General features: G+C 76.4%; 13 protein-coding genes. 5 read left to right on the forward strand and 8 right to left on the reverse strand.

All coding sequences use genetic code 11. The annotated features are described in order from the left end of the window. Nucleotides 1–689: sugar MFS transporter (locus MHY85_RS16395; protein WP_239198174.1), on the forward strand; the 689-nt coding region annotated here is incomplete at its 5' end. A 155-nt stretch (nucleotides 690–844) separates the two neighbouring features. Here MHY85_RS16395 and MHY85_RS16400 read toward each other — a convergent pair. Both MHY85_RS16400 and MHY85_RS16405 read right to left on the reverse strand, forming a co-directional pair. Further along, a complete protein-coding gene (locus tag MHY85_RS16400) occupies nucleotides 845–1498 on the reverse strand; it encodes an isochorismatase family protein (RefSeq protein ID WP_239198176.1) in 654 nt (217 codons plus the stop codon). A 241-nt stretch (nucleotides 1499–1739) separates the two neighbouring features. Continuing rightward, a complete protein-coding gene (locus tag MHY85_RS16405) occupies nucleotides 1740–2579 on the reverse strand; it encodes a putative protein N(5)-glutamine methyltransferase (protein WP_239198178.1) in 840 nt (279 codons plus the stop codon). A gap of 154 nt (nucleotides 2580–2733) precedes the next feature. Between MHY85_RS16405 and MHY85_RS21520 the strand changes: the two genes are divergently transcribed. Together MHY85_RS21520 and MHY85_RS16415 are read left to right on the forward strand one after the other, a co-directional pair. Further along, complete coding sequence (locus MHY85_RS21520) at nucleotides 2734–3747, forward strand: methyl-accepting chemotaxis protein (protein ID WP_308191413.1); 1014 nt, start codon at nucleotides 2734–2736, stop codon at nucleotides 3745–3747. A gap of 66 nt (nucleotides 3748–3813) precedes the next feature. Then, on the forward strand, nucleotides 3814–4266 hold the full coding sequence (locus MHY85_RS16415; RefSeq protein ID WP_239198180.1) for a DUF4262 domain-containing protein: 453 nt from the start codon (nucleotides 3814–3816) through the stop codon (nucleotides 4264–4266). Between the two features lies 1 nt (nucleotide 4267). Here MHY85_RS16415 and MHY85_RS16420 read toward each other — a convergent pair whose 3' ends face one another. The 6 genes from MHY85_RS16420 to MHY85_RS16445 form a co-directional block, all read right to left on the reverse strand. Further along, the gene (locus tag MHY85_RS16420; protein WP_239198182.1) at nucleotides 4268–5149 is read right to left on the reverse strand and encodes an ABC transporter ATP-binding protein; all 882 of its coding nucleotides are present in this window, start codon (nucleotides 5147–5149) and stop codon (nucleotides 4268–4270) included. Beyond that, a complete protein-coding gene (locus MHY85_RS16425; protein ID WP_239198184.1) occupies nucleotides 5116–6135 on the reverse strand; it encodes an ABC transporter ATP-binding protein in 1020 nt (339 codons plus the stop codon). The genes MHY85_RS16420 and MHY85_RS16425 overlap by 34 nt, the downstream gene beginning before the upstream one ends. Beyond that, nucleotides 6135–7010 (reverse strand): ABC transporter permease, encoded by an 876-nt coding sequence (locus MHY85_RS16430; RefSeq protein WP_239198186.1) that lies wholly within the window; start codon nucleotides 7008–7010, stop codon nucleotides 6135–6137. Before MHY85_RS16430 ends, MHY85_RS16425 begins: the two co-directional genes overlap by 1 nt. Further along, the gene (locus MHY85_RS16435; RefSeq protein ID WP_239198188.1) at nucleotides 7007–8002 is read right to left on the reverse strand and encodes an ABC transporter permease; all 996 of its coding nucleotides are present in this window, start codon (nucleotides 8000–8002) and stop codon (nucleotides 7007–7009) included. Before MHY85_RS16435 ends, MHY85_RS16430 begins: the two co-directional genes overlap by 4 nt. 63 nt (nucleotides 8003–8065) lie before the next feature. After that, entirely contained in the window at nucleotides 8066–9766 is a 1701-nt protein-coding gene (locus MHY85_RS16440; protein WP_239198190.1) for an ABC transporter substrate-binding protein, read from the reverse strand. Between the two features lie 42 nt (nucleotides 9767–9808). Beyond that, nucleotides 9809–10825: a LacI family DNA-binding transcriptional regulator gene (locus MHY85_RS16445; protein ID WP_239198192.1), complete on the reverse strand. Its 1017-nt coding sequence runs from the start codon at nucleotides 10823–10825 to the stop codon at nucleotides 9809–9811. Between the two features lie 127 nt (nucleotides 10826–10952). Here MHY85_RS16445 and MHY85_RS16450 point away from each other — a divergent pair, with 127 nt between their 5' ends. Continuing rightward, complete coding sequence (locus MHY85_RS16450; protein WP_239198194.1) at nucleotides 10953–13253, forward strand: beta-galactosidase; 2301 nt, start codon at nucleotides 10953–10955, stop codon at nucleotides 13251–13253. Further along, nucleotides 13244–14839: an alpha-amylase family glycosyl hydrolase gene (locus MHY85_RS16455; RefSeq protein ID WP_239198197.1), complete on the forward strand. Its 1596-nt coding sequence runs from the start codon at nucleotides 13244–13246 to the stop codon at nucleotides 14837–14839. Before MHY85_RS16450 ends, MHY85_RS16455 begins: the two co-directional genes overlap by 10 nt. The last annotated feature ends 63 nt before the right edge of the window (nucleotides 14840–14902 follow it).

Genomic DNA, 14902 nt, shown 5'->3' on the forward strand with positions numbered 1-14902 from the left:
GCGGGGGTGCGCGCCCGGTCCGCCCGCGGGGGCGCGGCTCCGGGGACGGGCGGTCCGGCGGGGATCGCGCGGGCTCGGCGGCCCCCGGCGCCGGCCGCGCGGTGCGGGCCTCGCGGTGGTTCCTCGTGACGGTGGTCGCGGCCCTCGCGCTGGAGAACGCCACGACCTACTGGGCGACCGACCTGGTCCGGGACCGCACCGGCGCCGGTGCCGGGATCGCCACCGCCACGACGGCGGGGCTGGTGGCCGGCATGACGCTGATCCGGTTCGTCGTCGGGCCGCTGTCGCTGCGGGTGTCCCCGGCGCGGCTGCTCGCCGCGTCCTTCGGGGTGGCCGTCGCGGGCTGGGCGGTGCTGTGGACGGCGACGACCGCCCCGGTCGCGCTCGCCGGGCTGTTCCTCGCGGGGCTCGGGTACGGCGCGCAGTACCCGCTCGGGATCGCGCTCCTGCTGGGTGCCTCGGGCGGCGCGACCGACGCGGCCCAGGCCCGGGCGACGGTCGGGGGCGGGGTGGCCGTCGGGCTCGCGCCGTTCCTGCTCGGGGCGCTCGCGGACGCCGTGGGCTCGCACACGGCGTTCCTGGTGGTGCCCGTGCTCGCGGTGGTCGGCGGGGTGGCGGCCGTGTCCGGCGGCCGCGCGTGGCGGCGCGAGCGGCCGGGCGTGCCGATCGCGGCGGGCGACGCGGCCTGACCGTGCCGCGCCGTCGGCCGGCGCGCCGTCGGTCGGCGCGCCGTCGGCCGGCGCCCGGGCCGTGAGGTCGTCACGACGGGACGAGGTCGTCGGACACGAGTGACGACCGCACGCCGTCGTGACGACCTCACCGCCTCGGCAGGGGGCGGCCCCGGTCAGCGGGCGTCGGAGGTCGTCAGCGTGACGCCGCGGGCGGCGAGCCGGGTGAGCGCGTCGATCGTCGTGCGCACGCCGACGCCCGCGGTCAGGTCGGTGAGCACCCGGACGTCGAACCCGGCGGCCAGCGCGTCGAGCGCGGTGGCCGTCACGCAGTGGTCGGTGGCGAGGCCGACGACGTCGACGCCGTCGACGCCCCGCGCCCGGAGCGCGTCCGCGAGCCCGGCCGGCGCGGCGTCGGCGAGCGCACCCGCCTCCGCGGCGGACTCCGCGCCGACCCCGTCGGCCGCACCCGGCGTCACGACGCCCTCGAAGCCCGAGTAGTCCTGCCGGCCCTGGCCCTTGCGCACGTGCACGGCGTCCCCGGGCAGCCGCAGCGCCGGGTGGTAGGCCGCGCCCGCGGTGCCGCGGACGCAGTGCTCGGGCCAGGTCGCCACGTAGTCCGGCTCGGCGCCCACGGCGAAGTGGCCGGCGTTGTCGTCGGGCAGCGGCTCGTGCCAGTCGGCGGTGGCCACCACGACGTCGTACGCGTCCGCGGCCCGGCCCAGGAACGCGGTGACCTGCTCGGCGACCGCCGCGCCGCCCGTGACCGCCAGGGCGCCGCCCTCGCAGAAGTCGTTCTGCACGTCCACCACGATCAGCGCGCGAGCCACCGGGACCTCCTCCTGGCCGGGCGCCGGGGTGCGCCCGCCGGCACCCACCCTAGGCGCAGGGGAGTCCGCGACCCGCGCCCGACGTCGCGCCCGATCCTGCGGCGCCGCGCCGCCGCGCCGCCGCGCGCGACCCGCCGCCGCGCGCGACCCGGTTCCCAGCCGATCGTCGCGCGGCCGCCGGGTCGATCGGGCGGAAGGGCGACGACCGGCGGGGAACCCGGGCCGGGGCCGCCGGCGGGGGTCAGCGCGAGCGGCGGGTCGCCACGACCACGGTGCCGTCCATGTCGTCGTCGTGCACCACCAGCACGGCGAGGCCCTGGCCCTCGCACGCCGCGGCGGTGGCGCCCGCCTGGCGGACGCTGGTCTCGATCAGCAGGTGCCCGCCCGGCGCGAGCCAGCGCGGCGCGGCGGCGGCGACCCGGCGGTGCAGGTCCACCCCGTCGGCGCCGCCGTCCAGGGCGGTGCGCGGCTCGTGGTCTCGGGCCTCGGTGGGCATGTGCGCGATCTCGGCGGTCGGGACGTACGGCGCGTTGGCCACCAGGACGTCGACACGGCCGGCGAGGGCGGCGGGCAGCGGCGCGTCCAGGTCGCCGAGCAGCACGGCCGCGTCCGCCGGGCCCAGCGCGGCCGCGTTCCGGCGGGCGCACGCCACGGCCGCGGGCTCGACGTCGACGGCCCACAGCGCGACGCCCGAGTGCTCGGCGGCGACGGCCAGGCCGACCGCCCCCGTGCCGCAGCACAGGTCGACGACGACGGGCCGGGCGTCCGCCGGGTCGCCGGGCGCCGGACGCGGCCCGCGCGGGAGCGCCCGCACCGCCTCGCGCACCAGCAGCCCCGTGCGGGCCCGGGGCACGAAGACCCCCGGCTGCACGCCGATCCGCAGCCCGCGGAACTCCGCCCACCCCACGACCTGTTCCAGCGGCTCCCCGGCCACCCGGCGCGCGGTCATCGCGTCCAGACCGGCGGTGTCGTCGGCCTCGGCGACCAGCAGCGCCGCCTCGTCCTCGGCGAACACGCACCCGGCGGCGCGGAGCCGGCTCACGAGCGAGGCCAGCGCGGCGGGGTCGGGGGTGACGGGCACGGCGCGCAATCTACGCGGTCCCACCGGCCGCGGCCGCCGGCGGTCCCCGCGGCCGCCCTCGCCGAGCCCGCGCCCCCGGGCTGCTCAGCGGACGCCGCGACCCGCCGATAGGCCGGACAGGTCGGGGGACCGCTGTTCGTCGAGAGGACGCGTCGTGCCGGAACGGGTCGTGCGGCTGGCCGAGGAGGTCGGTCGTGTCACGGGGGAGAAGCTGCAGGGCATCGAGCAGGTCGCCCGCAGCACCAAGATGCTCGCGCTGAACGCGCTGATCGAGTCGGCGCGGGTCGGCGAGGCGGGTGCGGGGTTCGCGGTGGTGGCCCGGGAGGTCGGCGAGGTCGCGGACCGGGCGCGCGCCCTGTCGGAGGAGCTGTCGTCCGAGCTGCGGCCGCGGATCGACGAGCTGACGGTGCTCGGGCACGAGCTCGTCGGCCGGGTGCGCGGCCAGCGGCTCGCGGACCTGGCGCTGAACGTGATCGAGCTGATGGACCGCAACCTGTACGAGCGCTCCTGCGACGTGCGGTGGTGGGCGACCGACGCCGCGCTGGTCGACGCGCTGACGACGGGCGACCCCGCGGCGGCGCGGCACGCCGGCGACCGGCTGGCGACGATCCTGCGCAGCTACACCGTCTACCTGGACCTCTGGCTGGCCGACGCGTCGGGGCGCGTCGTCGCCCGGGCGGGGACCGGCGGGGCGCCCGGCGTGGTGGGCTCGGACGTGCGGGACGAGGCGTGGTTCCGGGCCGCGCTCGCCACCCGGTCCGGCGACGACTACGCCGCGCTCGACGTGGCGCCCCACCGCGCGCTCGGCGCGCTGACCGCGACGTACGCCACCGCGGTCCGCGAGGGCGGCCGCGCCGACGGCCGGCCGGTCGGCGCGCTCGGCGTGTTCTTCGACTGGGAGCGGCAGGCGCAGGCGATCGTCGACGGCGTGCGGCTCGCGCCGGGCGAGCGCGAGGCGACCCGCGTGCTGATCCTCGACCGGGACGGGCTCGTGCTGGCGGCGTCGGACCGGGCGGGGGTGCTCGCGGAGCGGGTCGCGCTGCGCACCGGCGACCGCGCGACCGGGGCGTACGAGGAGGACGGCCGCGCGGTGGGCTTCGCGGCGACCCCGGGGTACGAGACCTATGCCGGGCTCGGCTGGTACGGCGCGCTGGTGCAGCAGGGCTGAGCCGGCGCGACGCACGGCCGGCGGCCCGGCGGCCGGCGTGTGGGTGGCCGGGTGCAGGGTGGGGACATGGACGAGGTCGAGGCGGTCGGGTGGCTGAGCCACCTCCTGGGCTTGGCGGACGAGCGCGGGTGGGCCCTGCAGTGGGTCGGCCCGGGCGACGGCGAGCCGCAGTTCTGCTACACCACGGGTCTCTACCAGTTCGACCTGCCGGAGCTCATCGTGTTCGGCCCCTGCCCGGACGACGCCGCGCGGCTGCTGAACACGCTGGGCGAGCGGATGCGCGCCGGGCAGCGGTACGCGGACGGGGACTCGATCGACGACGTGTGGCGGCACGCGCGGGTCATGGAGGTCCTGGACTCCCGCGAGCACCTGGTCATGGCGCACCCGATGGCGCGCGCGACCCGGCCGCTGCCGGCGCTGCAGGTGATCTACCCGGACCGGGACGGGCGGTGGCCGTGGCAGCCCGGGTCGCGGATCGCGAACGTGCCGATCCTGGGGATCGTGCCCGACGTCGGGTGACTCACCGCGCGACGACGCCCGGTGGCCGCGGCACCGCCGCGAGCAGCGTCTCCGTGTAGGCGTGCTCCGGCTCCCGCACCACCCGCACCGTCGGCCCCTGCTCGACCACCGCGCCGTCCCGCATCACCATGAGGTCGTCGGCGAGCAGCCGCGCGCTCAGCAGGTCGTGCGTGATGTAGAGCATCGCCACGTCCCGCTCCTGGACGGTCGTCGCCAGCAGCTCGAGGATCTCGGCGCGGATCGACACGTCGAGCATCGAGATCGGCTCGTCGGCGATGAGCAGCCGGGGCCGCGGCGCCAGGGCCCGGGCGATGACGACGCGCTGCCGCTGCCCGCCCGAGAGCTGGTGCGGCAGCTTGTCGACGTACAGCGACCCGGGCGACAGCCCGACCCCGTCGAGCAGCGCGACGACCCGCTCGCGCAGCGCGTCGCCGGACAGCCCGAGGTGGTTGCGCAGCGGCCGGCCGACGGACGCGCCCACGGACTTCGTCGGGTTGAGCGCCGCGAACGGGTCCTGGAACACCATCTGCACCTGCGACCGGTACGCCCGGAGCTCGGCGCCGCGCAGGTGCGTGACGTCGCGGCCCTCCAGCGTCACGGTGCCGGCCGTCGGCCGCTCGGTGCCGGTGAGCATCTTGGCGACCGTCGACTTCCCGGAGCCCGACTGCCCGACGAGCGCCTGCACCCGGCCCGGCGCGAGCGCGAACGACACCCCGCGGACCGCGTGCACCTCCTCGCGGCGCAGCCCGCGGCGGCGGGTGTAGGTCTTGACCAGCCCGTCGGCGACAAGCAGCGGCGAGGGCGCCGCGGCGCCCTCGGCGGACCCCGCCGGCCCGGACGCCCACGCCATCACCTCCGGGAACGGCGGCGCGGCGTCCGGCACGGTCGGCTCGTCGGCCCCCTCGGGGGTGTGCCGGTGGCAGCGCACCAGCCCGTCCGCGTCGTCGGCGCCAGCACCGGCGGCACCGCCGCGCACGCCGCCACCCGCACCGGGCACCGCGGCGCGAACGCGCACCCCGCGGGCGGCGAGTCCAGCGACGGCGGCCGCCCCGGCACCGCGGTGACCGACACGTGCTCGTCCCGCGGGTCCGCGAACGAGCCGAGCAGCCCCCGGGTGTACGGGTGCAGCGGTGCCGCCGCGAGGTCGGCGCTCGGCCGGGACTCCACGACCTGCCCGGCGTACATCACCAGCACCCGGTCGGCGATCTCCAGCACGGTGCCGAGGTCGTGGCTGATGAACAGCACCGAGAACCCGTGCTCCCGCTGCAGCCGGCGCAGCAGGTCGACGATCGAGCGCTGCACCACCACGTCGAGACCGGTCGTCGGCTCGTCCAGGACGACGAGCCGCGGCCGCAGCAGCAGGGCGAGCGCGAGCACCACCCGCTGCCGCATGCCGCCCGAGAGCTCGTGCGGGTAGGACCGCAGCACGCGCTCGGCGTCGAGCTCGACGTCGCGCAGCACCTCGAGAACCCGCTCGCGCGGGTCGCCCTCGGTGCGCGGGTCCCAGCGGTGCGCCTCCATCGCGTCCCGGAACTGCCGCTCCACCCGGAGCACGGGGTTGAGGGCGTTCATCGACGACTGGAACACGGTCGCGATCTCGCGCCAGCGCAGCCGGTTCAGCTCCCGGTCGGTCAGGGCGTACAGGTCCCGCCCGTCGAACCGGACCTCGCCGCCGGCGTGGTGCGCGGGGCGGTCGAGCAGGCGGAGCAGGGCGTTGCCCAGCGTGGACTTCCCGCAGCCGGACTCGCCGAGCAGGCCGACGAACTCGCCCTCGGCGACGTCGAAGGACACGTCCCGGACGGCGTGCGCGGGCGGCAGGTCCCGGGAGCGGTAGTCGACGGACAGGTGGCGGACCTCGACGAGCGGCATCACGGCTCCCTCAGGTGCGGGTTGCTGAGCGCGTCGACCCCGAAGTTCACGAAGGTGAGCGCGGTGGTGAGGAGGGCCAGCAGCAGGCCGGGCACGACCAGGCGCGCGAACGCGCCGGTCAGCAGGGCGCCGTCGGTGTTCGCCCAGTAGAGCATCGTCCCCCAGGAGATGGTGTCGGGGTTGCCGATGCCGAGGAACGCGAGCCCGGCCTCGGCCCCGATGGCCCCGCCGACCGCGCCGATGAACCCGACGACGATCAGCGAGGTCATGTTGGGCGCGATCTCGCGGAAGATGACGTGGAACGTGCCGTCGCCGGCCATGCGCGCCGCCTGGATGTACTCGCGGTTCCGCAGCGTGAGGATCTGCGCGCGCTTGAGCCGGGCGGCTCCCGCCCAGCCGGTGATCGAGATGACGATGATGACCATCCACTCGCTGCCGCCCCCGGGGACGTAGGCGGCGAGCGTGATCATCAGCGGCAGCGCGGGGACCACCAGCGCGAGGTTCGTGGCGAAGGACAGCACCTCGTCGACCATCCCGCCGAGGTAGCCGGCGGTCATGCCGACCAGCAGCGAGATGGCCGTCGCGATCGCCCCGGCGACCAGGCCGATCACGAGCGAGGTGCGGGCGCCGAAGATCGCCTGGGACGCCACGTCGTAGCCCTTGCCGGTGGTGCCGAACCAGTGCGCGGCGGACGGCGGCAGCCCGCCGGCGAACGACCGGTCGCGCGGGTCGTACGGCGCGATCACGGGGGCGAGCAGCGCCAGCAGCACGAACGCCAGCAGCAGGAGCATCCCGAACCGGGCCTTCTTGTTCCGCCACAGGATCGTGAACCACTGCGGCGCCCGGGCGCGGGGCCGCAGCGCCGCGGCGGTCACGCCGCCTCCTTGCGCCGGGCCCGCGGGTCCAGGACGCCGTACAGCACGTCCGCGACCAGGTTCGCGACCAGGACGCCGACCGCGATGAACAGGAAGATCGTCTGCATGAGCGGGTAGTCCTTGTTCGAGACGGCCTCGAGCAGCAGGCGGCCCGTGCCGGGGTAGTTGAAGGTCTGCTCGACCAGCACGGTGCCGCCGATCAGGCCGCCGAGGGCGAGTGCGAACCCGGTGACGTTCGGCAGGATCGCGACGCGCGCGCCGTAGGCGATCGCCAGCCGGCGGTTCGACAGGCCCTTCGCGCGGCCGAACCGCGCGAAGTCCTCGCCGAGCGACTGGACCATGTTGTTGCGCATGCCGAGCAGCCAGCCGATCGGGCCGGTGATCATGATCGCGGCCGCCGGCAGGATGAAGTACGGCCACGCGTCGGCGACGAAGGCGGCGGTCGGCGCCGGCTCCATCAGCCCCGAGTACCCGCCCGACGGCGGCAGCCAGCCGAGCGTGATCGCGAAGACGTAGATCAGCACCAGCGCGATCCAGAAGAACGGCAGCGTGCCGACGAACGCGGACGTCACGGTCAGCACCGAGTCGAACGTCGTGCCGCGCCGCCACGCGACCCAGGTGCCCAGGAGGGTCCCGATCACGAAGGACAGCACGAGGGTGACGCCGACCAGCACGATGGTCCAAGGCACGGCCTCGCCGATCACCTCGGACACCGAGTAGGGGAAGTACGTGTACGAGACGCCGAAGTTCCCGGTCGCCATGTTGCCGAGGTAGTCGAGGTACTGCCGCCACAGCGGCTCGTCGGGGACGCCGAGCATCGCGCGGACGGCGGCGAGCTGGGCGGGGTCGACCCGGGCCTCCTTGCCGGCGATCCGCTGCAGGATCGCCTGCGCGGGGTCGCCGCCGGACAGCCGGGGGATGAGGAAGTTCAGGGTGACGGCGCCCCACAGGGTCAGCAGGAAGAACCCGATGCGCCGCGCGAAGTAGGCCATGTCGTGCTCCGTCGCTCGTCGCGGCGGGGCGCGGGTGTCGGACCCGCGCCCCGCCGCGGGCGGTCAGCCGGTGACCGGGGTCAGCCGCGTGAAGATCAGGTGCTGGTTGTCCGGCCCCGCGTGCGGGTCCTCGGCGCTGGGCCAGCCGGTCACGTTCTTGGTGGTGAACTCGAACCACTTGCCGCCGTACCAGAGCGGGATGAACGGGACCTGGTCGACCATCACCTGCTGGAGCTGGTGCACGATCGGCTTCTGCTCGTCGGCGTCCGGCGTGCCGGCGAGCCGCGCGAGCAGGTCGTCGGTGTGCGCGTCGGACCAGCGGACCTCGTTGGTGGTGGCCCGCTCGCCGATAGGGGCGGTGTTCGCCGAGCCCAGCGGCTCGTCGTAGTTCTGGAACATCGAGCACTGCCCGGCGCGCACGCCGAACGTCATGTCGAAGTTGCCGACCAGCCGGTCCTGCTCGAGCGTCGGGAACTCCGGCGTCTCGACGGTGACCGCGATGCCGAGGGCGTCGAAGTCCTCCTTGAGCGAGTTCGCGGCCGCGGTCCAGTCGCTCCAGCCCTGCGGGGTGATGAACGAGAACCGCAGCGGCTCGCCGTCCGTGCCGAGCCGGCGGCCGGCGTCGTCCAGCGCGTACCCCGCGGCGGTGAGCGCGGCGTCGGCCGCGTCCGGGTCGTACGGCAGCACGCCCTCGTCGGGGATCGTCGGGTCGAGCCAGTCGGCCTGGCCCGGCAGGACCAGCAGCGTCTGGCTCGCGACCTCGACGTACCCGGACCCGGCGTCCTCGGTCAGCGCCACCCGGTCGAGGCCGACCGAGATCGCCCGGCGGAACTCGACGTCGTCGAACGGCGCCTTCTCCAGGTTCATGAACAGCGAGATGGGCGAGCCGGACGGGAACCAGTAGTGGTGGTGCTCCGGGTCCTTCGCGACGTAGGTGTCCTCGATGTCGGGGACGTACATGGAGTTGTGGTCGTACTCGCCCCGCGCCAGCTTCAGCTGGTCGACCTGGCCGCCGGCGTCCGCCTTCTCGAACCACAGCTCGTCGACGACGACGGTGTCCGCGCGCCAGGAGTCCGGGTTGCGCTCGACGGTGAACCGCTGCGGGTTGAACGACTTCACGGTGAACGCGCCGGTGCCGACCGCGGCGTCCTCGGCGGTGAAGGTCACCGGGTCCTCGACGTCGGCCCACACGTGCTCGGCGACGACCAGCGTCTGCAGGTACATGCCGGAGCGGGAGTAGGACGGCTGCTCGAACGTCAGCACGACCTCGGTGTCCGACGTCGCCTCCGCGCTCACCAGTCCCGGCGCGACGCCCCGGGTGTCGAGCGCCGGGTTGTCCCGGAGCAGGGTGAAGGTGAACGCCACGTCCCGGGCGGTGAACGGCTCGCCGTCGTTCCAGGTGACGCCCTCGCGGGTGGTGATCCGCAGCTCGGTCGGGCTGGTCCACTCGTACCCGGTCGCGAGCTGGGGCTCCTCGGTGCAGTCGTAGGTGTTGATCACGTAGAGCTGGTCGTAGATCGTCCAAAGCGGGCCGAGCGCGGTCGCCGAGAACGGGTTGTAGTTGGCCTTCGGGTTGGTCTGGCCGGAGAAGTCGCCGAGCACCAGGTGCGACACCCGGCCCTCGTCGGTGAGCCGGTCGCCGGGGGCGCCGCTGCCCTGGCCGCCACCGCCGCCGCCTCCGCCGGTGCAGGCGGTCAGGGCGAGCGCGGCGGCCACGGCGCCGGCGGCGAGCCGGGCGCGGGTCCGTCGTGGTCGTGCGTGCATGTGCATCCTTCCTCGTTGAAGGGTGGTGCCGCGGTGCCGGGGCTAGGTCGAGCAGCCGCAGGACTCGCGGAGCACCGGCCGGGTCGGCAGGACCCGGTCGTCGGGGGGCAGGGGAGCGACCGGCTCCCGGGTGCGGCGGGTGGCCGCGAGCACGAGCTCCGCGGCCGTGGAGCCGAGGTCGTGCACCGGCTGGTGCACCGTCGTGAGGGTGGGGGAGGCGAGGGCGGCGAGGTCCAGGTCGTCGAACCCGACGATCGCCACGTCCCGCGGGATCGCGACCCCGAGGCCCGGCAGCGTCGCCAGCACCCCGAACGCGAGCTCGTCGTTGGCGCACACCAGCGCGTCGGGCAGGTCGCCCTCGGCGTGCAGCTGGCGCGCGGCCATCGCGCCGTACCGGGCCTCGAGCCCGTGCCGGACCGGCTCGCCGTGCTCCGCCAGCCCGGCGGCGGCGAGCGCGTCCCGGAACCCGGCGTACCGCGCGGTGGTGTCGGGGGAGCCGTCGGTCGTGCCGACGAACCGCAGGCGGCGGTGGCCGTGGGTCCCGATGAGGTGCGCGGTGAGCTCGCGCGCGGCCGCCCGGCCGTCGGTGCGCACGGTCACCAGGTCCGGGTGCTCGCCGGCGACCAGGACGACCGGCAGCTTCTCGGCGATCGCGACCAGCGCGTCGTCGGGGACCGTGCCGCCCTGCACGATCAGCCCGTCGGTGCGCAGCGCGAGCTGGTGCACCGCCTGGACCGCGTCGTGCCGGAGGTGGGTGCCCAGCACGTTGACCGCGAGGCCCGCCTCGGCGGCGACCGACTCGGCGCCCTGGATGAGCGCGGCGAAGTACGGCCCGCCGAGGCCCGGCAGGACGACGCCGAGCGTGTGGTGCCGCTGGTAGGCCAGCCCGCTGCCGAGCACGGAGGGGGTGTACCCGAGCGCCGCCATCGAGGCGAGGACCCGGTCCCGGGTGCTGCCGGTGACCACCGGGTCGTCGTGCGTGACCCGGGAGACGGTCGCGACGGACACGCCGGCGTGCCGCGCGACGTCGCGGACGGTGGGTCGCCCGGTCGCGGCCATCTCGGTCTCCTTCGTCCGATCGAACCGGCTCTGGATGTAACCGGTTACGGCTCGTACTGTGCAGTCGTAACCGGTTACAAGCAAGACCCGATCTCCACCGGTCCCGACAGCTACGAAGGGGTAGCGCGTGGCACCCGAGCGATTCCCGTCCCTGACCGACGACCTCGTCCTGGCGGGGGAGGTGCACTACTTCCGCCTCGACCGCGCCGACTGGGCCGACCGGCTCGACGACGCCCTCGACCTGGGGCTGACCGCCGTGGCGACCTACGTCCCGTGGCTGGTGCACGAGACCGCGGACGGCGGCGTCGACCTCACCGGCCGCACCCGGCCCGAGCTCGACGTCGGCGCGTTCCTCGACCTGTGCGCGGAGCGCGGGCTGGCGGTGGTCGCCCGGCCCGGGCCGTTCGTCATGGCCGAGCTCAAGCACGAGGGCCTGGGGCAGCGGCTGCTCCGCGAGCACCCCGAGGTGGTGCCGCCCGGCTGGGACGGCGCGGAGCCCGGGGCGACCGTCGTCGACTACCTGCACCCGGCGTACCTCGCCGCGTGCGGGGACTGGCTCGACGCGGTGCTGCCGGTCCTCGCGGCGCGCACCGTCGACCGCGGCGGGCCGGTCGTGGCGGTGCAGCTCGACAACGAGGTCGGGATGCTGCCGTGGGTGACGAACAGCCCGGACCTGTCGGACGCGACCGTGGCGGACCTCGGGCGCCGGCTGGTGGCGGAGGCCGGTGCGGGCGGGCCGGAGGCGCTGCGCGCCCGGTACGGGGCCGACCCGCGCGACCCCGCGGCGTGGGCCGCCGCGGTGCGGTCGCCGGCGGAGGGCGCGGTGCTGGCGTTGCGCGGGGACCTCGGCCGCCAGGCCCGCGACCGGTACGCGGAGTACGTCGGCCTGCTGCGGGACCGGGTCCGTGCGGCCGGGATCGACGTGCCGCTGCTCGTCAACGTGCACGGCTGCTGGGGTGGCGAGGCGCGGCACTTCCCGCTCGGCCTCGCGCAGCTGCACCGGACCTGGGCCGGCCGGCCGGACGTGCTGCCCGGCGCCGACTACTACCTGGGCGACCTCACGCTCGCGAAGCTGCCGGGCCTGTGGGCGTCGAACGCCTTCCTCGCCGCGACCGTCGCGCCGGGGCAGCCGACCGGGACCCTGGAGTTCGAGGTCGGGACCGGCGACTACGGGGAGGCGCTCGACGTCGCGTGCGGGCCGGAGGCGGCGCCGCTGAAGCTCCAGCTGTGCGTGGCGCAGGGGCAGACCTTCGTGAACTACTACCTGCTGACCGGCGGCCGGAACCCGCTGCTGCCCGCTCCGGTGGGCGACGGCAACGACCGGGTCGCGAGCACGGGGGAGCGGCACGGGTTCGCCGCGCCCGTGGACCCCGAGGGCCGGCGCGCGCCGGGGTGGGGCGCGCTGCGCGGCGCCACGCGGGCCGTGGCGGACGCGGCCGCGCTGCTCCGGGCCGCCCGGCCCGAGCCGGCGCCGGTGACGCTCGGGTTCGTCCCCGACCACTACATGACCGAGTACCGCTACCCCGGGTCCGCGCGGGAGGCCGCGCACGTCGCGGACCTCGAGCGGTCGCGGGGCTCGGGGCCGCGCGAGGTGCTCACCCGGGCGCTGGTGCTGGGCGGGTTCGCGCCGGACGCCGTCGACCTGCAGGCGGACGGCTCCTCCGGGGCGCGGACGCTCGCCGGCCTGCCCGCGGGGCGGGTGCTGGCGCTGGGGTCGACGCCGGTGCTGGACCCCGGCGTGCAGGCGCGGCTCGCGGACTGGGTGCGGGCGGGCGGACGGCTGCTGCTGCACGGGCCGGTGCCGACGCTCGACCCGCTCGGGGAGCCGTGCACGGTGCTGCTCGACGCGCTGGGCGTGACGGCCGGCGGGCGGGTGGGGTCGACGGCGACGCGGTTCCCGTCGGTCACGCCGGCGGACGACCGGCTGCCGCTCGCCGAGGTGCGGGCGGGGTTCGTGCAGCCGCTGACCGTGCCGCCGGAGGCGGACGTCCTGGCGCGGGTCACCGGGTCCGGCGCGCCGTGCGTCGTCGGGGTGCCGTGCGGGGCGGGGGAGGCGCTGCTCGTCGCGGCGGACCTGCCGTGCGCGCTGCCGGCGTGGGCGGCGCTGCTCGGGGCGCTGGGTGCGGAGCCGGTGGTCGTCGCCACGTCGACCGTGCCCGTCGTCGTGGTGCCGACGGCGGCGCCGGACGGGACGCGGGTGGTGCACGTGCTGAACGTGTCGCCGTGGCCGGCGGAGGTGGCGCTGGCGCGGGGCGGCGTGCCGCTGGTGGGACCCGGGTCCGGGCCGGGGGCCGGCTCCGGGCCCGGCGGGGTGCCGGGCGTGCTCGGGCTGCCCGCGCGGTCCGGGGCGTGGCTCGTGCAGCCACCCGGGTCGCACGCGGCGACGCTCGGCTACGCCGGCGCGGAGGGGGCGGCCCGATGGGCGTGACGGACCTCGCCGGCCGGCTGGACCGCGCCGTCCTCTACCAGATCTACCCCCAGTCGTTCGCCGACGCGGACGGCGACGGCGTCGGCGACCTGCGCGGCATCGCCGGCCGGCTCGACTACCTGGCCTGGCTCGGGGTCGACGCGCTGTGGCTGAGCCCGTGCTTCGCGTCCCCGTTCGCCGACGCCGGGTACGACGTCGCCGACTTCCTCCGGGTGGCGCCGCGGTACGGCACGAACGACGACCTCGCGGCGCTCGCGGACGAGGCGGCCCGCCGGGGGATCGCCGTGCTGCTCGACCTGGTGGCCGGCCACACCTCCGACCAGCACCCGTGGTTCCGGGCCGCGGCCGACGACCCCGCCGACGACCGGTACGTGTGGTCGTCCACGCCCGCCGACGGCTTCCAGCCGGGCCCGGGGCGCCGCGGCGGGTACTACCTGCCGAACTTCTTCCCCGTGCAGCCCGCGCTCAACTTCGGCTACGCCCGGCCCGACCCCGCGCAGCCCTGGCGGCAGCCGGTCGACGCCCCGGGCCCGCGGGCGAACCGCGCGGCGCTGCGGGAGATCATGGCGTTCTGGTTCGACCGCGGCGTCGCCGGCTTCCGGGTCGACATGGCGGGCTCGCTCGTCAAGGACGACCCGGGCCTGGTCGAGACCGGCCGGCTGTGGCGCGGGATGCGCGACTGGGTGGACGCCGCCCACCCCGGGCGGGTGCTCGTGGCCGAGTGGGGCGACCCGCGCGTGTCCGTGCCCGCCGGGTTCCACGCCGACTTCTTCCTGCAGTTCGGCGGCGGGAACGAGGGGCTGGCGCTGCGCTCGCTCTGGAACAACGGCGCGGGCACGGTGGACGAGGTCTGGGAGGACCGGCACGCCTGGGCCGACGCCGCCGGGCTCGGCGACGCCGCGCCGTTCGTCGCGGCGTGGCGCGAGGCGGACGCCGCCATCACCGCCTCGGGGCGCGGCGGCGTCACCGGGCTGCCGACGTCGAACCACGACTTCACGCGGCTGGTCGCGGGCGACCGGGACGCCGAGCAGGCGCGCGCCGCGCTGGTGCTCGCGCTGACCTGGCCGTCGATGCCGTCGATCTACTACGGCGACGAGATCGGGATGCGCTACCTGCCGGACGCGCCGACGACCGAGGGGTCGCGCCTGGGCCCGCGGTACGACCGCGCCGGGTCCCGGACGCCGATGCCGTGGGGCGGGCTGACCGCCGACGGGTTCGGCCCCGGCGTACCCCACGACTCCCGGTACCTGCCGCAGGACCCGGCCCCCGGCGCGCCCACGGTCGCCGGGGCCGTCGCCGACCCGGGGTCGCTGCTGCACCACGTCCGGGGGCTGATCGCGCTCCGGCACGCCGACCGACGGCTCGACGTCGGGTCGCCCGTCCGCGTGCTGTCGACCCGGTACCCGTTCGCGTACCTGCGCGGCGGGACGCTCGCCGTGCTGCTCAACCCGGGGCGCGCGCCGGTGTCGGCGGAGCTGACCGGGGCCGGGCGCGCGGCGGTCGTGCTGGCGCGCGGGTGCCGCGCCGAGGGCGACGCCGTGCACCTCGACGGGCACGGGTACGCCGTCCTGGACCTGGTGCGCTGACCCGCGGCGCACCGCCGCTCCTGCTCCCGGCCCTGCGCCCGACCCTGCTCCTGCGCCCGGCCC

Origin of the sequence: Cellulomonas sp. ACRRI (assembly GCF_022346185.1) — a bacterium.
Lineage (GTDB): Bacteria > Actinomycetota > Actinomycetes > Actinomycetales > Cellulomonadaceae > Cellulomonas.